16 protein-coding genes and 7 tRNA genes are annotated in these 18,092 nt (G+C 72.6%); 12 read left to right on the forward strand and 11 right to left on the reverse strand.

Features of this window, described 5'->3' with window-relative positions:
* Nucleotides 1-25: 25 nt before the first annotated feature.
* The 5 genes from ACFVU7_RS12405 to ACFVU7_RS12425 all read right to left on the reverse strand — a co-directional run bounded on the left by ACFVU7_RS12405 (nt 26) and on the right by ACFVU7_RS12425 (nt 547).
* Nucleotides 26-97 (reverse strand) — tRNA-Val (locus ACFVU7_RS12405).
* Between the two features lie 44 nt (nt 98-141).
* Nucleotides 142-213 (reverse strand) — tRNA-Val (locus ACFVU7_RS12410).
* A gap of 41 nt (nt 214-254) precedes the next feature.
* Nucleotides 255-326, reverse strand: a tRNA-Val gene (locus ACFVU7_RS12415).
* 34 nt (nt 327-360) lie between these two features.
* A tRNA-Cys gene (locus ACFVU7_RS12420) sits at nt 361-434 on the reverse strand.
* Nucleotides 435-474: 40 nt separating this feature from the next.
* A tRNA-Gly gene (locus ACFVU7_RS12425) sits at nt 475-547 on the reverse strand.
* 321 nt (nt 548-868) lie between these two features.
* Here ACFVU7_RS12425 and ACFVU7_RS12430 point away from each other — a divergent pair.
* From ACFVU7_RS12430 to ACFVU7_RS12440, 3 genes are all read left to right on the forward strand, one after another.
* Entirely contained in the window at nt 869-1,954 is a 1,086-nt protein-coding gene (locus ACFVU7_RS12430) for a chorismate-binding protein (RefSeq protein ID WP_388045015.1), read from the forward strand.
* 27 nt (nt 1,955-1,981) lie between these two features.
* Nucleotides 1,982-2,812: an aminotransferase class IV gene (locus ACFVU7_RS12435; protein ID WP_388045016.1), complete on the forward strand. Its 831-nt coding sequence runs from the start codon at nt 1,982-1,984 to the stop codon at nt 2,810-2,812.
* A 64-nt stretch (nt 2,813-2,876) separates the two neighbouring features.
* A complete protein-coding gene (locus ACFVU7_RS12440; RefSeq protein WP_388045017.1) occupies nt 2,877-3,725 on the forward strand; it encodes a GNAT family N-acetyltransferase in 849 nt (282 codons plus the stop codon).
* A gap of 12 nt (nt 3,726-3,737) precedes the next feature.
* Here the strand turns inward: ACFVU7_RS12440 and ACFVU7_RS12445 are convergent, their stop codons facing one another.
* On the reverse strand, nt 3,738-4,238 hold the full coding sequence (locus tag ACFVU7_RS12445; RefSeq protein ID WP_117487168.1) for a DsbA family protein: 501 nt from the start codon (nt 4,236-4,238) through the stop codon (nt 3,738-3,740).
* 109 nt (nt 4,239-4,347) lie between these two features.
* Between ACFVU7_RS12445 and ACFVU7_RS12450 the strand changes: the two genes are divergently transcribed.
* A complete protein-coding gene (locus tag ACFVU7_RS12450; RefSeq protein WP_380782063.1) occupies nt 4,348-4,812 on the forward strand; it encodes a hypothetical protein in 465 nt (154 codons plus the stop codon).
* A gap of 50 nt (nt 4,813-4,862) precedes the next feature.
* Here the strand turns inward: ACFVU7_RS12450 and ACFVU7_RS12455 are convergent, their stop codons facing one another.
* On the reverse strand, nt 4,863-5,432 hold the full coding sequence (locus ACFVU7_RS12455) for a CGNR zinc finger domain-containing protein (protein WP_049656188.1): 570 nt from the start codon (nt 5,430-5,432) through the stop codon (nt 4,863-4,865).
* A 416-nt stretch (nt 5,433-5,848) separates the two neighbouring features.
* The gene (locus ACFVU7_RS12460) at nt 5,849-6,262 is read right to left on the reverse strand and encodes an SsgA family sporulation/cell division regulator (RefSeq protein ID WP_030056266.1); all 414 of its coding nucleotides are present in this window, start codon (nt 6,260-6,262) and stop codon (nt 5,849-5,851) included.
* A gap of 614 nt (nt 6,263-6,876) precedes the next feature.
* On the opposite strand from ACFVU7_RS12460, the gene ACFVU7_RS12465 reads away from it, so the two are divergent.
* Nucleotides 6,877-6,948: transfer RNA gene (locus tag ACFVU7_RS12465), tRNA-Val, on the forward strand.
* A gap of 209 nt (nt 6,949-7,157) precedes the next feature.
* Nucleotides 7,158-7,229 (forward strand) — tRNA-Val (locus ACFVU7_RS12470).
* An 81-nt stretch (nt 7,230-7,310) separates the two neighbouring features.
* Here the strand turns inward: ACFVU7_RS12470 and ACFVU7_RS12475 are convergent.
* Complete coding sequence (locus tag ACFVU7_RS12475) at nt 7,311-8,078, reverse strand: exonuclease domain-containing protein (RefSeq protein WP_074002368.1); 768 nt, start codon at nt 8,076-8,078, stop codon at nt 7,311-7,313.
* Nucleotides 8,079-8,245: 167 nt separating this feature from the next.
* On the opposite strand from ACFVU7_RS12475, the gene ACFVU7_RS12480 reads away from it, so the two are divergent.
* The 4 genes from ACFVU7_RS12480 (at nt 8,246) to ACFVU7_RS12495 (ending at nt 12,771) form a co-directional block, all read left to right on the forward strand.
* Nucleotides 8,246-8,800, forward strand: coding sequence for a DUF4365 domain-containing protein (locus tag ACFVU7_RS12480; protein ID WP_049651441.1), 555 nt, complete (start codon nt 8,246-8,248; stop codon nt 8,798-8,800).
* A gap of 32 nt (nt 8,801-8,832) precedes the next feature.
* Nucleotides 8,833-9,996 (forward strand): hypothetical protein, encoded by a 1,164-nt coding sequence (locus ACFVU7_RS12485; RefSeq protein ID WP_380737392.1) that lies wholly within the window; start codon nt 8,833-8,835, stop codon nt 9,994-9,996.
* Nucleotides 9,997-10,084: 88 nt separating this feature from the next.
* A complete protein-coding gene (thrS, locus tag ACFVU7_RS12490) occupies nt 10,085-12,064 on the forward strand; it encodes a threonine--tRNA ligase (protein WP_380737394.1) in 1,980 nt (659 codons plus the stop codon).
* 146 nt (nt 12,065-12,210) lie between these two features.
* Nucleotides 12,211-12,771, forward strand: a complete 561-nt coding sequence (locus ACFVU7_RS12495) for an HIT domain-containing protein (protein WP_049651438.1) — start codon at nt 12,211-12,213, stop codon at nt 12,769-12,771.
* Between the two features lie 67 nt (nt 12,772-12,838).
* Here the strand turns inward: ACFVU7_RS12495 and ACFVU7_RS12500 are convergent, their stop codons facing one another.
* On the reverse strand, nt 12,839-14,485 hold the full coding sequence (locus tag ACFVU7_RS12500) for a hypothetical protein (protein ID WP_079272097.1): 1,647 nt from the start codon (nt 14,483-14,485) through the stop codon (nt 12,839-12,841).
* 195 nt (nt 14,486-14,680) lie between these two features.
* Between ACFVU7_RS12500 and ACFVU7_RS12505 the strand changes: the two genes are divergently transcribed.
* On the forward strand, nt 14,681-15,106 hold the full coding sequence (locus tag ACFVU7_RS12505; protein ID WP_388045018.1) for a thiol-disulfide oxidoreductase DCC family protein: 426 nt from the start codon (nt 14,681-14,683) through the stop codon (nt 15,104-15,106).
* 32 nt (nt 15,107-15,138) lie between these two features.
* On the opposite strand, the gene ACFVU7_RS12510 is transcribed toward ACFVU7_RS12505, so the two are convergent.
* Entirely contained in the window at nt 15,139-17,187 is a 2,049-nt protein-coding gene (locus tag ACFVU7_RS12510) for an elongation factor G-like protein EF-G2 (protein WP_074002373.1), read from the reverse strand.
* A 254-nt stretch (nt 17,188-17,441) separates the two neighbouring features.
* On the opposite strand from ACFVU7_RS12510, the gene pgsA reads away from it, so the two are divergent.
* Nucleotides 17,442-18,089 (forward strand): phosphatidylinositol phosphate synthase, encoded by a 648-nt coding sequence (gene pgsA, locus ACFVU7_RS12515; RefSeq protein WP_049651434.1) that lies wholly within the window; start codon nt 17,442-17,444, stop codon nt 18,087-18,089.
* The last annotated feature ends 3 nt before the right edge of the window (nt 18,090-18,092 follow it).

The raw sequence follows: 18,092 nt of genomic DNA on the forward strand, positions 1-18,092 counted from the left end.
GCAGCAAGCCCCGAGGGGCCTGACGTGCGCGATACTGGGATTGAACCAGTGACCCCTACCGTGTCAAGGTAGTGCTCTCCCGCTGAGCTAATCGCGCCTGGTGCGGCGGTGTTGCAGCAGACCCCGGAAGGCCCGTTACTGTGCGCGATACTGGGATTGAACCAGTGACCCCTACCGTGTCAAGGTAGTGCTCTCCCGCTGAGCTAATCGCGCCTGATGTGGCGGTCCCGCAGCAAGCCCCGAGGGGCCTGACGTGCGCGATACTGGGATTGAACCAGTGACCCCTACCGTGTCAAGGTAGTGCTCTCCCGCTGAGCTAATCGCGCGGGGAGGCCTCCCGGAAGAACCGGGAGGACCTCTTGGAGGTGGAGACGGGATTTGAACCCGTGTACACGGCTTTGCAGGCCGTTGCCTCGCCTCTCGGCCACTCCACCAGGCAACACATGAAGAACGATCTTACACTGTTCTCCATCGAGCGGACGACGAGATTCGAACTCGCGACCCTCACCTTGGCAAGGTGATGCTCTACCAACTGAGCCACGTCCGCCTGTCTCCCGGGGGGCTTCACCGCTTTTCTTCGGCTGCGCTCCCTGGCGACGTGTTGAACTCTAGCGGATTCCCGGGCCAGCTAAAAATCCGTTCCCGCAGCATGCCGAGGGGATGGCCGGCGAGTGCCGTCCCGTCAGCCCTCCCGGCCGACCACCGGCCGCCACCTGCGCCGCTCCCGGACGATCATCCGCAGGCCACCCGGCGCACACCCGAACGACGCACGCGACTGCTCGTACGCGGGGGCGCGAGCCGGGCCGGGCCCACGCCCCCCGACCTACACTTCAGGCACCGCCCCCCAGCACCACCGCGCAGGAGAACCGTGTCCGGCCACCCCGCCCCCCGCACCCCGCTCGCCCGCTTCGGCGGCCGCCTCGCCACCGGACTGCGCGACGTCACCTCGGACCCGTCCGCCCTGGACTCCGCCGGCTACTGGGCCGTCGCCTACGACTTCGAGGGCCGCCTCACCTGCGCCCGCTTCGACGAGGTCCGCCCCGCCCCCGCCCCGCCCTCCGGCGCCGGCTGGCGCGGACCGGAGGCCGGCGGCTGGCACAGCTCCCTCGACCGCGCCGCCTACACCGCGGGCGTCCGCCGCATCCGCGAGCACATAGCCGCCGGCGAGGTCTACCAGGCCAACCTCTGCCGGGTGCTCTCCGCACCACTGCCCGACCCGGACCGCAGCGACGTCGACGCCCTCACCGGCCTCCTCGCCCACGGCAACCCCGCCCCCTACGCCGGCACCATCCGCCTGCCCGACCACGGCGTCGAGATCGCCACCGCCTCGCCCGAGCTCTACCTGCGCCGCACCGGCCGCACCGTCTCCTCCGGCCCGATCAAGGGCACCGGCCGCACCGAGGACGACCTCCTCGACAAGGACCACGCCGAGAACGTGATGATCGTCGACCTGGTCCGCAACGACCTCGGCCGGGTCTGCGGGACCGGCACCGTCACCGTCCCCGACCTCTGCGCCGTCGAGAAGCACCCCGGCCTGGTCCACCTCGTCTCCACCGTCGAGGGCACCCTGCGCGAGGGCGCCGGCTGGCCCGAACTCCTCGCCGCCACCTTCCCGCCCGGCTCCGTCACCGGCGCCCCCAAGTCCAGCGCCCTGCGGATCATCGACGCCCTGGAGACCGCCCCCCGCGGCCCGTACTGCGGCGCCGTCGGCTGGGTCGACGCCGACCGCGGCGAGGCCGAACTCGCCGTCGGCATCCGCACCTTCTGGATCGACCGGACCGACCCCGCCGCACCCGTCCTGCGCTTCGGCACCGGCGCCGGCATCACCTGGGGCTCCGACCCCGAACGCGAATGGGCCGAAACCGAACTGAAGGCAGCCCGCCTGGTCGCGATAGCGTCGGGCGGCGAACCCGGTGGCGAGTCCGGCAGCGGATCCGACCCGACCGGGGCCTGAGCCCCCACCGCCTAGGAGCAGCACCCGATGCACAACCGCACCACGAGCTGGGTCAACGGGGCCCTCGTCGACTCCGCCGACGCGACCGTCTCGGTCCTCGACCACGGCCTCACCACCGGCGACGGCGTCTTCGAGACCCTGAAGACGGTCGACGGCCGGGCCTTCGCGGTCACCCGCCACCTCGACCGGCTCACCCGCTCCGCCCGCGGCCTCGGCCTGGCCGACCCCGACCACGACCTGGTCCGCGAGGCCTGCGCCCAGGTCCTCGCCGCCAACCCCGCACCGCTCGGCCGGCTGCGCATCACCTACACCGGCGGCAACGGCCCGCTCAGCTCCGAGCGCGGCACCACCGGCCCCACCCTGGTCGTCGCCCTCAGTGCGATCGGCCACCGCCCCGACGAGACCGCCGTCGCCGTCGTCCCCTGGCGCCGCAACGAGCACAGCGCCGTCGCCGGCCTCAAGACCACCTCGTACGCCGAGAACGTCGTCGCCCTGGCCGCCGCCCACCGCGCCGGCGCCTCCGAGGCCCTGTTCGCCAACACCGCCGGCCTGCTCTGCGAGGGCACCGGCTCCAACGTCTTCGTGGTCCTCGGCGGCCGCCTGCTCACCCCCGCCCTCGCCTCCGGCTGCCTGGCCGGCATCACCCGGCGGCTCGTCATCGACTGGTGCGGCGCCGAGGAGGCCGACCTCCCGCTCACCGCCCTCCAGGACGCCGAGGAGGTCTTCCTGACCTCCACCACCCGCGACGTCCAGGCCGTCACCCGGGTCGACGACCGCGAACTGCACGGCATCGGCCCCGTCACCGCCAAGGCCATGGCCGTCTTCACCGAGCGCAGCGGCGACGACCTCGACCCGTGATCCCCGGCCGGGGAGCAGGCCGACCGCGTGGATAACCTCCCCCGCAACGGGAAGGGACCACCACATGACCACCACGCTGCGCCCCGAGGGCCCGGAGACACCCACCGCGGCCGGCGGCCGCACCAGACGCTGGCTGATCCTCTCGAACGGCCGCCCGGTCGGCGCGGTGCGCACCACCGCCGACCCGCAGGGCGGTCAACTCTTCGGGAGAATATCCGAGTTGGAAGTCACCGAGGGCCGCGGCCGGGGCCGCGGCACGTTCGGCGGGCTGGCCGCCGAGGAGGTGCTGCGCACCTGGGGCTGCACCCGGGTCGACGTCGCCGTCCCGGAGTCGGCCGCGGCGGCCCGGGGGCTCGCCGCGACCCTCGGCTACACCGAGCGGGCCCTGGCCATGTCCAAGCCGCTGGTCGACGTCCCCGAGCTGCCCGTCGGGCTGAGCGCGCGCCCCTTCGACGACCTGGCCGAACTCCGGGCCTGGTACGAGGAGTCCGCGGACGACTACGTCCGCATGATGGTCGGTTCCGGCCTCACCGAGGAACAGGCCCGCGCCCGCATGGCCGCCGGGCCGCAGAGCCCGCCCACGCCGGACCCGGAGGCCCCCGGCATGGTCGTGCGCCGCCTGTACGGCGCCGACGGCGGGGAGGGCCCGTACGGCCTGCTCTGGCTGCAGCCGCGCCTGCGCGACCAGCCGGACGGCGAACCGCTCGCCTGGGTGATGAAGGTCGAGGTGTCCCCGGCCCATCAGGGCCGGGGACACGGACGCACACTGATGCTGCTCGCCGAACGCGAGTGCCTGGCCGCAGGGGTGCGGCACCTCGGCCTCAACGTCTTCGCCGGCAACGAGGTCGCCATCCGGCTCTACACCTCGCTCGGCTACCGGGTCACCGAGCGCGTCTACGGCAAGCAGCTGTGACCGGGCGTGCGGTCAGGAGGACTTCGCCGCCTCGAGGACGGCCACGATCCGCTCGCGCAGCCCGTCCTGGCTCTGCCCGCCGTCGAGGCGCTTCCCGCCGATCACGTACGTCGGCGTGCCCGTGACCCCGATCGCCTTGCCCTCGGCCTGGTCGGCGTCGACGGTCAGCATGTGCCGGCCGTCGACCAGCGCGGTGTCGACCTCCTCGACGTCGGCCCCGACCTCCCGGGCCACCTCCAGCAGCACCTGCTGCCCGCGCGCGTCCAGCTCCGCGGTGCGGGCCAGCAGGGCCTCCACGAAGGGCCAGCCCAGCCCCTGCGCGAACGCCTCCTCGGCCGCCTCCGCGGCGGCGTAGGCGTGCTTGTGCTTCTCCAGCGGGAAGTGCCGCACCTCCAGCGGCAGCGCGTCGCCGTACTGCGCGCGCAGCGCCCGTACGTCGTCCAGCGCGGTGTGGCAGTCCGGGCACTGGAGGTCGCACCAGAACTCGAGGCGGGGGAGGGAACCATCGATCATTCCCTCAGTGTTCCACTAGTGGGCGCCCGCTCCGGCCGGAGGTGCGCCCGAGGCGGACCGAGAGGAAGGCACCGATGACCAGGACGACCGGACACGAAGGAGCGGCCCCGTGCTGAGCGCGGCGATCAGCTTCATCCTCACGGCGGGCGGAGTGGCCTTCGCGGGGCTGCGGGCCTACCGGCGGCGCTTCCTGTCGGCGACCCGCTGGTTCGCGGTGGCCCTGCTGCCCGCCGGGCTCTACCTCACCGGCCTGTTCCCGCTGGCGAGCACGATCGCCCGGGAGTTCGCCGACTGGGCGACCAGGCTGGTCTTCGACCCGCGGGTCTGGACCGGCATCGCCCTGCTCGGCGTCTCCGCGGTCCTGCTGGTCACCACCCGCTGGGTGGGCCGCCGGGGCGGTACGGCGGTGGAGAGCACCCCGGAGCGCCCGGCCGCGGCCGGCCCGGCGCCCGAGCGCCCGGCGGTGGCGGCGCCGGCCCCCAAGGCCGCGAAGAAGCCGGCCGCGGGCAAGCGGGAGGACGGCCTCGGCGACTTCGCCGACATCGAGGAGATCCTCCGCAAGCGCGGGATCTGAGCGGGACGGGTGGATCCGGCGGGCCGGGCGGACCGAGCGGGCACGGGCGGTCAGGCGGAGGGAACGGCCTCCGCCGACCGCTGCCGCGCCCGGTAGGCGGCGACGTGCAGCCGGTTGCCGCAGGTACGGCTGTCGCAGTAGCGCCGCGAGCGGTTCCGGGAGAGGTCCACGAAGACCCGCGCGCAGTCCGGCGCCTCGCAGCGGCGCAGCCGCTCCCGCTCGCCCGCCATGAGGATGAAGGCCAGCGCCATGCCCAGCTCGGCCGCCAGGTGGTCGCCGAGCGCGGCGTGCGGCGCGAAGTAGTGGATGTGCCAGTCGTGGCCGTCGTGGTTGGTCAGCCGGGGCGTCGTCCCGGCGGCCGCGACCATCGAGTTGACCAGCTCGGCGGCCTCCGCGGTGGACTCCGTCGCGAACACCTCGCGCAGCCGGGTGCGCAGCTCGTGCACCCGCCGCAGGTCGTCCTCGGTCAGCGAGTCGATCTCGCTGATCTCCTGGCGGACCACGAAGGCGTCCAGTGCGGCGACGTCCGGCAGCCGCTCGGCGCCGCACACCTCGGGCGCGGTGTTGAGCAGCTCCACGAGGAGGCTCAGCGCGCACTCGGTGTCATGGGTGATCAGCACGTTGGGGGCTCCTCGCGCAGGGGGACTCCGATACCCCGCGTCCGCGGTTACCCCAGACCATACCGGGCCTCGTACCGGTAGGGCGGTGCCTTCTTTCGAAGATGTGTGCGCAGTCCGGCAAGGCGTCCGAAACCGGACACCGCCCGGGCCGGACGGCCCCCGGGGCACCGTCCGTAGGGCCGCCGGAAGACGTCGGCGCCCGGCACCGAGGCCGGCCACCCGTGAGGATGACCGGCCTCGGTGCCGGGCGCCTGCGGTGCTGGGGCCCGCTCCGGGGGAGCGGGACCGCCTCACCGGCCCCGAGACCGCGTCGTGCGCGGCTGAGTCCGCTGCCGTGCCCCCGAGTAGGACGGCTGCGATGGCGGCAGGCGGTATGGCCCCGCCGACAGCGGGGCGTGACCGCCCTCCGGACGGGGTCAGCTTTCGGCGAGGATGTGGGACAGCTCCCGGTCGAGGTCGAAGTGACGGTGTTCGGTGCCGGGGGGCACCGCGGCGTCCGTCCGCTTGAGGAACGACTCAAGCGCTCGGGCCGGGGCCTCCAGCAGGGCTTCTCCTTCCGGAGAGCTCAGTGCGATGCAGACCACCCCTTGCCCGTGACTGCGGGACGGCCACACCCGGACGTCGCCGGTACCGGTGGGTCGGTGCAGCCCCTCCGCGAGGAGATCTCGGGCGAACACCCACTCCACGGTCTCGTCGGCGCCCGTGTGGAACGTGGCGTGCACGGCGTAGGGGTCGGCGGTGTCATAGCGCAGGCCCGCGGGGACGGGCAGTGAGGACTCGCTGGACACGATGAGGCGCAGGTGCAGCTCGCAGCTGACCGTGGTGTTCATAAGCGCCATGGCCTTTCGCTCAGTGTGCGCTCGGGGAATCGCACGTCGGCGAACGGACCATCCCACCCCCAAGACCGATGTAAACCCCTCTGTCCCGATTCGGGCGCGAGTCGTACCCCTTACGGCGCATTGCGGAATCGCCCCGCAGCGGCCGGGCCGGGCATTACCCGGGCGCTACTTGGTTAGTTTCCTGGCATGACTGTGCGAAACGACAAGAGGCGCGGGAACACGGGAACGGGTGAAGCGGCTGTGGCGGTTGACGCAGTCGTCGACGGCGGACGGGCGACCGGTTGACGGGCCCCGGCCGGCGTCCGCCGCACCCGGTCCGGCGGGTGGTGATCTCCCCGGCTGGCCCCGCGGGGGTGCGCTCGGACCGGTCGCGCCGCCGCCCGGCTGGTGATCTTCCTGGGTGCGGGGCCCGACCGACCGGGCCCGGCCCCGCACCGGATCCGCCGCGAGGTCACGGAGGCCGCCCGGCGGGCCGTGACCCGCGGGTGCGCCGCCGCGAACCGGGGCGGCCGGACGGGAGCCCGGGGGGCGACCGGGAGCGGGGTCGCGGGCGGGGAGGGTGGTCGGAGCACCCTCTGGGATGCGGTAATGTTTTCTCTGCACCCGGGCGATTAGCTCAGCGGGAGAGCACTTCGTTCACACCGAAGGGGTCACTGGTTCGATCCCAGTATCGCCCACCGGAATGCACAGTGATACGTGAGGCCCAGCCGATTATCGGCTGGGCCTCACGTGTATTTCCGGAATCCGCCCGAAGAGCCGTCGGTAATCGCCTGAGGCACAGTCATCTTCCGCGTGGGGCGCGAGTTCTGCGGAGGTGTCGGCAGTACCCGGAACGGGCGAGTTGTACGACCGGCCCCGAATGGTGCTACAGTTCTTCTCGTTGCCCGGGCGATTAGCTCAGCGGGAGAGCACTTCGTTCACACCGAAGGGGTCACTGGTTCGATCCCAGTATCGCCCACCCGGACAGCACGCAGGCCCTGACCAGGAAACAGGTCAGGGCCTGCGGCGCGTTCAGGCCCGGGATACCGGGGCCGCCCGTCTACGCCGCCGCCTCGCAGCCGTGCTCCGGCTCCAGCCGGCGCCCGCAGCCGCACCGGGCCGGCCGCAGCGGCCAGGACAGGTCCACCCGCTCCGCCTTCCCCGAGCGGTCGAACCAGTTCTGCAGCCCCCGCGCCTGCGCCGCGTGCCAGACCGCCTGCCGCAGGTGCAGCTCCGCCGCCGACAGCCCGCCCAGCGCCGCCGGGTAGCGGGCGCCGATCCGCCGGGTCAGCGCCAGCGCCGCCGCCGCGTCCGCCGCCGCGTCGTGCGCCCCGGCCAGCTCCACGCCGTAGTGGGCGCACAGGTCGGTCAGCGTCCGGCGGCCCTTGCGGTAGCGGTCCACGTGCTTGTCCAGCACCCGCGGATCCAGCACCACCAACCCGGCCGCCGCCGGCCCCCCGGCCAGCGTCAGCCCGTGATGACGGCGCAGCTCCCGGTCCAGCAGCGTCAGGTCGTAGGGCGCGTTCATCACCACCACCGGATGCCCGGCCAGCGCCTCGGCCGCCAGCGCGTGGGCGACCTCCGCCACCACCGCGCGGGCCGGACGCCCGTGGGCGCGCACCCGCTCGTCGGTGATGCCGTGCACCGCGCGGGCGCCGTCCGGGATCGGAACCCCCGGATCGGCGAGCCAGGTGGTGGTCCGCGCCGGTGCGCCCGGCGCGAGCTGGACGACCAGGGCGGCGGAGACGATCCGGTCGTTCTCCACGTCCACGCCGGTCGTCTCGGTGTCGAAGGAGGCGAGCGGGCCGGTGTACCAGTGCTGCTGCATGACTGCCCCTCAGACGAGCGTTGCGCCCGGGTGATACCCGGTTCTGACGCCCCTTCAACCCGTTTGGCCCAAGCCCGACCGGGGATCCTGCCCATGACTGTCCCGATCGAATCGACCGACCCGTCCGGACATCGGGACGGGCCCGAGCCGGGGGAGGCCACGGGGCGATGGCACTGACCCAGCCGCAGCCCGAGGAGGCAGCGGCCGCACCGCGGGGGAACCTCGCGGTCACCGCCTGCATGGAGACGTTGCAGGTCGGCTACCTGCACGCGGTCGCCGCCGCGGCCGGCTGCTCGCTCTCCCAGCCGTTCCCGGACAACGGCATCGACTGGCACGTCAGCCACGGCTCCCGGGCGCACGAGGTGGACGACGAGGTCACCGTCAAGATCCAGCTCAAGGCCACCCAGCAGGTCGCGCCCGACCCGGCCGGACCGTTCTTCAGCTTCACCCTGGACAACGACCACCTGCGCAAGCTCGCCCGGCCCCGGGTCGCCGTACCGCGGATCCTGGTCGTGATGCTGCTCCCGCGCCGGGTCGACCACTGGCTGCGGGCCCGCCCGGACGCCCTGGAACTGCGGCACTGCTGCTACTGGGTCAACCTGGCCGGCCACCCCGTCACCGGGCAGCGGCGCACCAACGTCCGGGTGCCCACCGACAAGGTCTTCGACGACCGCGCGCTCTGCGACATCATGGCCCGGATCGGCGCGGGCGGCAGCCCGTGACGGCCCGGCCGCGGCAGGGAGGAACCGGACCCATGACACCGCCGTACCCACCGGGCGAGCCGGCCCGGCCCCTGCCCGACCCGGCCGCCGTCGACCCCGCCGTGCTGGCCACCCTGCTCGCCCGGCACGGCTGGGTCCGCCGCGGCGGCCCGGCCGCCCGGTACGGACGCTGGACCCCGCCCGACGAGGAGCCCGGCACCAGCCTGCTCGTCCCGGCCGGGGACGGCTTCGACGACGCCGTCGAACTCCTCACCGACGCCGTCGCCGCGCTCTCCCGCGCCCGCACCCCCTCCGCCCGCTCGATCCTGCTCGCCCTCGCCGTCCCCGGCGACGAACTGCGCTGGCACCGCGAGCCGCCCGGGCCCGCCGGGACCGTCTCCTGGGACGAGGCCGAGCGGCTCAGAGGGGCGGCCCGAGGGATGCTCGCCGCAGGCGCCAAGGCCGCCCGCACCAGGGCCGGCTACTTCGGAGCCCGGCTGGACGGCCTCGCCGGGGACTACCTGGACCGCGTCCTGCTGGTCGAACAGGGCGCCGCCCTCACCGCGTACACCCCCGCCCCCGAGGGCCGCGCCGCCGTCACCACCCTGGTCCGGGCCCTGGAGGCGCTGCGCGACGCGGTCGACTACCGGCGGGTCAGCGGCGGGCCCGAGGCCTTCGGGAACGCCGTCCGGGCCGGGGTCAGCCGCGAGCTCGTCCGGTCCGTCGAGGACCTGGTGCGCGACGCCACGGCCGCCCGGCTCAGCGTCGCCTGGTCACCCGCCGCCGGGACACCGGGCGGCTTCGGCGACCGCCGGATCGACCTCGACTTCTCGCCCGGCGACCTGCCCGCCCTGGCGGAGGCCGCCGACCTGCTGGAACGGACCGAACCCGCCATCGCCGTCACCGTGCTCGGCGTGGTCACCCGCCTCAAGCGCGCCGACCCGGCCGGACCGGGCTCGGTACGGCTCCGGGTACTGACCGGCGCCGACGTCCGGGAGCTCAAGCTCCGCCTGCCCGACCCCGATTACCGGCTCGCCGCCGAGGCCCACCTCGCGGGCCTGCCCGTCCGGGTCTCCGGCCGGCTGGACCGGCACGACGGCTTCCGCCGGCTCGTCCGCCCGCACGGACTGGAGCTCCGCGGCTGGGAGGACGGGGACCGCGAGCGGCTGCTGAAGTCGCTCGGAGAGAAGACGGAGGAAGGGGGAGAAGGGGCGTAGGTGGACGGCAGGGGCGGCGCTCTCGGTACCATCGTCACGCGCAGCGCAGTGTTGCGTCCTCTGAAATCCAGCACGTCAGGAGAGACCGGTGACGGACGTCCGGGTAATCATCAGCCGCGAACCCGATCGGGAAGAGCGCGTGGTGACGACGGGCACCACGGCCGCCGAGCTCTTCGCCGACGACCGCTCGATCATCGCCGCCCGCGTCGGCGGCCAGCTCAAGGACCTCGCCTACGCCGTCCAGGACGGCGACGAGGTCGAGCCGGTCGAGATCGGCAGCAAGGACGGCCTCGACATCCTGCGCCACTCCACCGCGCACGTCATGGCCCAGGCCGTGCAGCAGCTCTACCCCGAGGCCAAGCTCGGCATCGGCCCGCCGGTCAAGGACGGCTTCTACTACGACTTCGACGTCGAGAAGCCCTTCCACCCCGATGACCTCAAGGCCATCGAGAAGCGCATGCAGGAGATCATCAAGCGCGGGCAGAAGTTCTCCCGCCGCGTGGTCACCGACGAGGCCGCCGCCGAGGAGCTGGCCGCCGAGCCGTACAAGCTGGAGCTGATCGGCCTCAAGGGCTCCGCCGCCACCGCCGGCGAGGGCGCCGACGTCGAGGTGGGCGCCGGCGAGCTCACCATCTACGACAACCTGGACGCCAAGACCGGCGAGCAGTGCTGGGGCGACCTCTGCCGCGGCCCGCACCTGCCCAGCACCCGCCACATCCCGGCGTTCAAGCTGATGCGCAACGCGGCCGCCTACTGGCGCGGCAGCGAGAAGAACCCGATGCTCCAGCGCATCTACGGGACCGCCTGGCCGACCAAGGACGAGCTCAAGGCCCACCTCGACTTCCTCGTCGAGGCCGAGAAGCGCGACCACCGCAAGCTCGGCAACGAGCTCGACCTCTTCTCCATCCCCGAGGAGATCGGCTCCGGCCTCGCCGTCTTCCACCCCAAGGGCGGCATCATCCGCCGGGCCATGGAGGACTACTCGCGCAAGCGGCACGAGGAGGAGGGCTACGAGTTCGTCTACACCCCGCACGCCACCAAGGGGAAGCTCTTCGAGAAGAGCGGCCACCTCGACTGGTACGCGGACGGTATGTACCCGCCCATGCAGCTCGACGAGGGCGTGGACTACTACCTCAAGCCGATGAACTGCCCGATGCACAACCTGATCTTCGACGCGCGCGGCCGCTCGTACCGTGAACTGCCGCTGCGCCTCTTCGAGTTCGGGACGGTGTACCGCTACGAGAAGTCCGGCGTCGTGCACGGCCTCACCCGGGCCCGCGGCTTCACGCAGGACGACGCGCACATCTACTGCACCCGCGAGCAGATGGCGGAGGAGCTCGACTCCACGCTGACCTTCGTGCTCAACCTGCTCCGCGACTACGGTCTGACCGACTTCTACCTGGAGCTGTCGACCAAGGACCCGGTCAAGTACGTCGGCAGCGACGAGACCTGGGAGGAGGCCACCGCCGTCCTGGCGAGCGTGGCCGAGAAGCAGGGCCTGCCGCTGGTGCCGGACCCGGGCGGCGCGGCCTTCTACGGCCCGAAGATCTCGGTGCAGGCACGGGACGCCATCGGCCGGACGTGGCAGATGTCGACAATTCAGTTGGATTTCAACCTCCCCGAGCGCTTCGACCTGGAGTACACCGCCGCGGACGGCTCGCGCCAGCGGCCGGTCATGATCCACCGGGCGCTGTTCGGCAGCATCGAGCGGTTCTTCGCGGTGCTGCTGGAGCACTACGCCGGCGCCATGCCGCCGTGGCTGGCTCCCGTCACCGTGACCGGCATCCCGATCACCGACGAGCACGTGCCGTACCTGCTGGAGGTCGCGGCCGAGCTCAAGAAGCACGGGATCCGGGTCGAGGTCGACACCTCGGACGACCGCATGCAGAAGAAAATCCGCAACGCACAGAAGACCAAGACGCCGTTCATGCTGATCGCGGGCAACGACGATGTCGAGGCGGGTGCGGTGTCCTTCCGCTACCGCAACGGCGAGCAGAAGAACGGCGTGCCCCGTGACGAGGCCATCGCCGAGATCGTTGATGCTGTGGCGCGTCGTATCCAGGTGTGAGGTGGGCCCCGCCTGAGCGGGGGTGATCCGAAAATTCGGAACGCGCACCGGAGGAAGGTGCCGTAGGCCCCGCGTTCGCGGGGTTGCGCGGGGCAGGCTCTCGATGAGTCTGCCCCGCGCGGCTTTGCAAGCCCTGTCGGGCGAATATGCTGATCAGCATGACGACTGAGCCGGAACTTCAGCGGGGCGTCGGCGAGCCGGACGGCTTCCGCCGCTTGTGGACGCCTCATCGGATGGCGTACATCCAGGGTGAGAACAAGCCCACCGGCCCGGCTCCGGACGACGGTTGTCCGTTCTGCTCGATCCCGTCGCTGAGCGACGAGGAGGGGCTGGTCATCGCCCGGGGGAGTGCCGTGTTCGCGGTGCTGAACCTGTACCCGTACAACGGCGGGCACCTGATGGTGGTCCCGTACCGGCACGTCGCCGACTACACGGACCTGGACGAGGCCGAGACGGCCGAGCTGGCGGACTTCACCAAGAAGGCGATGACGGCGCTGCGGGCGGCCTCCGGGGCGCACGGGTTCAACATCGGGATGAACCAGGGCGCGGCGGCCGGGGCCGGGATCGCGGCGCACCTGCACCAGCACGTGGTGCCGCGCTGGGGCGGGGACACCAACTTCATGCCGGTGGTCGGCCACACCAAGGTGCTGCCGCAGCTGCTGGCGGACACCCGGAAGATGCTGGCCGAGGTCTGGCCGCAGGGCTGATCCACAGCACGAGCGCAAGAGGGCCCCACCGAAGAGATCCCGGTGGGGCCCTTCCGCGTTCCGCGGGTCAGCCGGCGTTGAAGGTGTCGACGTCGTACGGGCGGGGGCTCTGCGCCTCGGACTTGATGATCGAGGTGCGGTTCTTGAAGAAGCGGTCGGCGTCCAGGTCGTGCTCCTCCAGGAACTCCAGGGTGGCCGCGTGGACGGCGGCGAGCACCGGGACGGAGGCGTTCTGGGCGTTGTCGACCATGGAACGGTTCTCCCAGGCCCGGCCGGCCCAGATGTGCCGCAGCCCGAACGGCTCGGGCAGGCCGAGTCCGCCGCCGAGCCAGGTGAGCAGCCCGGGCATCCGGTAGAACGGGGCGCGGACGGCCTGGCGGACGACCTCGTCGTTGTCGATCAGGGGGAGCTTGACGGTGCGCTCCTCCCAGAACTTCACGGTCTTGGCGACCGACTTCTCCTTGTCCTTGGGCTTGTCGAAGAAGACGCCCTTGACCGGGCCGAGCGCGTAGCCGGACACGGTGATGTTGAGGACGTTGGCGAGCAGGGTGACGGTGACGGTGAAGGTGAGGACCAGCTTGCCGTCGTGGGTGATGAACTGGGTGGCGAGGTAGTGCCGGGGGCCGCCGGAGAAGGTCTGCTTGTCGGCGACGCTCTGGACGGCGAAGTCGCGCATCCGGTCGCCGTCCATGTCGGCGTTGCCGGGGCGGCTGATCTCGTCGGCGCCCTCGCCGATGTCGAAGACGACCCACTGCTTGATGGCGACGTTGGGCATGCCGCTGTTGGCGACGTGGCTGACGCCGAGGCCCTTCAGGTGGGAGGAGATCCGGCGGATCAGGTCCCAGGGGTGGAAGGCGCGGAAGTCGACGTGGCCCTCGGCGGGGTGGAGGGTGTCGGCGAGGCGCCATTCGCCCCAGCGGCGGCCGGCGCCGAGGATGCCCTTGGGACCGGCGTAGTGGTGGATGTTGGTCTCCTGCTCGGCGTCCAGGCGGCCGAGCTTGTCGCGCAGGTCGGCGGCCTTCTTGTCGAGGTCGTCCCGGGGGACGGCCTTGGCGACGGTGGCGGCGACGGCGCTGCCCTCGACCAGGGCCTGCCAGCGGCTGCGCAGGTCCTTGGCGGAGCGCTCGACGATCCGGCGGGCGAGGTACCAGCCGATGACCGGCGCGAGCATGGTGACGCGCAGGTAGACGCCGATGAAGCCGGTGGCCGGCGGGCGCAGGGCGAGCAGGACGGCGAGGGCGGCGGCCGCGGCGAGCACGATGCCGCCGTAGACGGCCGCGTTCTTCGGGTTGTCCCGCTTGAGCCAGGCGCGGAGCTGGAAGGCGCCGAGCCAGACGAGGGTGCCGGGGAGGAAGAGCACGCCGGTGGCGATGGAGACGGTGCTGAGCTGCCGGTCGCGGGTGTTGCGCAGTTCCTCGGCGGCCAGGCAGTGCTCGACGACCTGGCGGGTGTCGACTCCGAAGGCCGGGACGAGGGGTTTGCGGGCGCCGCCCAGGGCGCGGGAGACCAGCGCCTTGCTGAAGGCCTCGCCGAGGTTGGGGCGGAAGAGCGCGAAGCGGCCCTTCTTCGCGGTGGCGTCGGTGACGGCGCCGACGAAGCCCTGGATCTCGCCGTCGCGGTAGGCGGTCGAGGAGAGTCCCTGGGTGATGGCGGTCTGCGGCCCGGTGTCGGTCCGGGGTATCTGCGCACCCGGGGTCATGTCGAGTGTGGTCACGGTGGCGTCCCCTCCTCCCCTTGTCAGCGGCAGGTTACCGTGCCGTGGCACCCCCGCGCGGATGATCGTCTGAAGTACCGTCACCGGAGGCCTGAGGGGCATGATGCCCAGCTTCGGGCGGGTCGATGCCCGCCGTGGGAGGGATGGGGGCGGTGGGGCAGGATGGGTGGTGGGAGTGACGAAAGGGGCGCGGCCGTGAAGGATCCGGTGCTGGTCTTCGACGGGGACTGTTCGTTCTGCTCGTCCTGCGTGCGCTGGGCGGAGCGGTACCTGCGGCAGACGCTGGCCTCGGGGGGCTGGGAGGCGGTGCCGTTCCAGTTCGCGGACCTGGCGGGGCTGGACGGGCGTGCGGGCGGGCGGGGCGAGGTGTCGGCGGAGCGGGCGGAGCGCGAGGTGCTCTGGGTGACGCCGACCGGCCGGGTGTACGGGGGCGCGCAGGGGGTTGCGCGGCTGCTGATGCGCTCCGGCGGGGCGTGGGCATATCTGGGCGCGGTGTTGACGGCGGCGCCGGTGCGGCCGCTGGCGGGGGCGGTCTACCGCTGGGTGGCGCGCAACCGGCACCGGATGCCGGGGGGTACGGCGGCGTGCGCGCTGTCGGCCCGGAAGCCCGTCCGGCCGTAGACCCGTCCGGCCGTGGTCGGGCGCGGGGCTGCTCAGTCGGTGTAGCGCTCGGCCAGGGCGGCGGGCATCGGCTCGTGGCGCAGGTAGGCGCGGGAGAACTCGGCGGTGCCGTGGGTGAGCGAGCGTAGGTCGACCGGGTAGCGGACGAGTTCGAGTTCGGGGACCTCGGCGCGCAGCAGGGTGAGGCCGGTGCCGCCGGTCTCGCTGCCGAGGACGCGGCCGCGGCGGGCGGAGAGGTCGCCGAGGACGGCGCCGAGGTAGTCGTCGGGGAGCAGGACGCTGACGGCGGCGACGGGCTCGAGCAGGCGGATGACGGCGTGCTCGGCGGCGTCGCGCAGGGCGAGGGCGGCGGCGTTCTGGAAGGACGCGTCGGAGGAGTCGACGGAGTGCGCCTTGCCGTCGGTGAGGGTGACCCGGACGTCGACGAGCGGGTGGCCGGTGGCGACGCCCTTGGCGAGCTGGGCGCGGACGCCCTTCTCGACGGAGGGGATGAAGTGCTTGGGGACGGCGCCGCCGACGACGTGCTCCTGGAACTCGAAGCCGGAGCCGGCCGGGAGCGGTTCGACCTCCAGGTCGCAGATGGCGTACTGGCCGTGGCCGCCGGACTGCTTGACCAGGCGGCCGTGGCCGGCGGCGGCGGTGCCGAAGGTCTCGCGCAGGGCGACCTTGGGTTCGACGGTGTCGACGTGGACGCCGTGGCGGGTGCGGAGGCGGTCGAGGACGACCTCGGCGTGGGCCTCGCCGGTGCACCAGAGGACGAGCTGGTGGGTGTCGGGGTTCTGTTCGAGGCGTAGGGCCGGGTCCTCGGCGGTGAGGCGGGCGAGGGCCTGGGAGAGCTTGTCGTCGTCGGCCTTGCTGTGGGCTTCGACGGCGATCGGGAGCAGCGGTTCGGGGAGGTTCCAGCCGTCGAGTTCGACGGGGTGGCCCGGGTCGTGGACGGTGTCGCCGGCGCGGGCGGTGGTGAGTTTGGCGGCGCAGACGAGGTCGCCGGCGACGGCGTGCGGGACGGGGCGCTGGAGTTTGCCGAAGGGGCTGGTGAGGGCGGTGACGCGTTCGTCGCCGTTCTGGTCGGCGGTGTGGGCGGTGCCGGTGAGGTGGATCCTGGTGTCGGGGCGCAGGGTGCCGGCGTAGAGGCGCAGCAGGCTGATCCGGCCGACGTAGGCGTCGCCGGTGACGCGGACGACCTGGGCGGCGAGCGGGGCGTCGGGGTCGCAGGCGGGGGCGGGGCGGGTGCGTTCGGTGGGGTCGGGGAAGGTGTGGGCGATGAGGTCGAGGAGTTCGGCGGCGCCGAGGCCGTTCTCGCTGGTGGGGACGGCGGGGTGGAGGGTGCAGGAGAGGACTTCGCGGCGCAGGCCGGCTTCGAGGGAGTCGGTGTCGAGGGGGTCGCCGGAGAGGTAGCGCTCCATGAGGGTGTCGTCCTGGCCGGAGATGGCCTCGACGAGGCTGTCGTGGGCGGGGGTGGTGTCGGGGAGGGGGTCGGTGTCGCCGTAGGTGTCGCCGGTGAGGAGGTCGACGCTGCCGTCGGGGTGTCCGTCGTGGAGGACGGGCAGGAAGAGCGGGCGGAGGGTGTCCGGGCCGAGGTCGAAGGCGTCGTGGCAGGCGGTGAGGATGTCGTCGAAGCCGGTGTGGGCGAGGTCGAGTTTGGCGACGGCGATGGCGCGGGGGATGCCTTCGGCGGCGCATTCGTGCCACAGGGCGCGGGTGGGGGCGGTGACCGGGTCGGTGGCGGAGACGACGAAGACGGCGGCGTCGGCGGCGTGCAGGGCGGCGCGCAGGTCGGCGGTGAAGTCGGGGTGGCCGGGCGGGTCGATCAGGTTGATCTTGACGCCCTTCCATTCGAGGGGGAGGAGCGCGAGCTGGACGGAGCGCTGCTGCTGGTGCTCGATGTCCTCGTGGTCGGAGACGGTGGTGCCGTCGGTGACGCGGCCGGCCCGGCCGGTGGCGCCGGAGGCGAGGGCGAGGGATTCGGCGAGGGTGGTCTTGCCCACACCGCTGGGGCCGATGAGGACGACGTTGCGCAGGTCCTTCGGGCCGTTGACGGGGGGTGCCTGGCCGGCTCGTGCCGTGCTGCGGTCGGGCATCGGGGTCTCCTCCCGTGGCGCCGAGGCTGTCTTTGGCAGTCTAGGGTCGGGTTCTGCGGGGCGCGTGTCGTAGGGGCCGGTCGGTGACGGTCCGTGTGTGGGTGGTGGCGGGGGCGCCGACCCGGCGGTGCGTGCGCCGGAGCGTGTCTCCGGCGTGGCTACGATGGGTGGGCCGGACGGGCTGATCCGCCCGGCCGTCTGCCGCGCGTTCCGCGCCAGGCGGTATCTGGGAGATCGGAGCGGCTGGGAAGGCCATGCTCAACAAATACGCGCGTGCCTTCTTCACACGTGTCCTGACCCCGTTCGCCGCGTTCCTGATCCGCCTCGGTGTGAGTCCGGACGCCGTGACGCTGATCGGTACCGCCGGTTCGGTGGCCGGTGCGCTGGTGTTCTTCCCGCGCGGGGAGTTCTTCTGGGGCACCATCACGATCACGCTGTTCATCTTCTCGGACCTGGTCGACGGGAACATGGCCCGCCAGTTGGGCCGGACCTCGAAGTGGGGGGCGTTCCTCGACTCCACGCTGGACCGGGTCGCGGACGCGGCGATCTTCGGTGGTCTGGCGATGTGGTACGCGGGCAAGGGTGACGACAACCTGCTCTGCGCGGTGGCGATCTTCTGTCTGGCGAGCGGCCTGGTGGTGTCGTACACGAAGGCGCGGGCGGAGAGCCAGGGTCTGCCGTGCGACGTGTCGGGGCTGGTGGAGCGGGCCGAGCGGCTGGTGGCCAGCCTGGTGGCGGCCGGGGTCGCGGGTCTGCACACGTTCGGTGTGCCGTACGTGGAGTGGCTGCTGCCGGTGGCGCTGTGGCTGGTGGCGGCGGGCAGCCTGGTGACGGTGTTCCAGCGCATGCTGACCGTGCGCCGGGAGGCGTTCGAGGCCGACCGAGCGGCGGCCGGGAGCTGATGG

Source organism: Kitasatospora sp. NPDC058046 (assembly GCF_042885595.1).
Lineage (GTDB): Bacteria > Actinomycetota > Actinomycetes > Streptomycetales > Streptomycetaceae > Kitasatospora.

Coding starts and splice junctions, on each gene's coding strand:
- ACFVU7_RS12435 (WP_388045016.1), top strand. CDS start 1,982: ATGCACAACCGCACCACGAGCTGGGTCAACGGGGCCCTCGTCGACTCC.
- ACFVU7_RS12440 (WP_388045017.1), top strand. CDS start 2,877: ATGACCACCACGCTGCGCCCCGAGGGCCCGGAGACACCCACCGCGGCC.
- ACFVU7_RS12445 (WP_117487168.1), bottom strand. CDS start 4,238: ATGATCGATGGTTCCCTCCCCCGCCTCGAGTTCTGGTGCGACCTCCAG.
- ACFVU7_RS12460 (WP_030056266.1), bottom strand. CDS start 6,262: ATGAACACCACGGTCAGCTGCGAGCTGCACCTGCGCCTCATCGTGTCC.
- ACFVU7_RS12475 (WP_074002368.1), bottom strand. CDS start 8,078: ATGCAGCAGCACTGGTACACCGGCCCGCTCGCCTCCTTCGACACCGAG.
- ACFVU7_RS12480 (WP_049651441.1), top strand. CDS start 8,246: ATGGCACTGACCCAGCCGCAGCCCGAGGAGGCAGCGGCCGCACCGCGG.
- ACFVU7_RS12485 (WP_380737392.1), top strand. CDS start 8,833: ATGACACCGCCGTACCCACCGGGCGAGCCGGCCCGGCCCCTGCCCGAC.
- ACFVU7_RS12495 (WP_049651438.1), top strand. CDS start 12,211: ATGCTGATCAGCATGACGACTGAGCCGGAACTTCAGCGGGGCGTCGGC.
- ACFVU7_RS12510 (WP_074002373.1), bottom strand. CDS start 17,187: ATGCCCGACCGCAGCACGGCACGAGCCGGCCAGGCACCCCCCGTCAAC.
- pgsA (WP_049651434.1), top strand. CDS start 17,442: ATGCTCAACAAATACGCGCGTGCCTTCTTCACACGTGTCCTGACCCCG.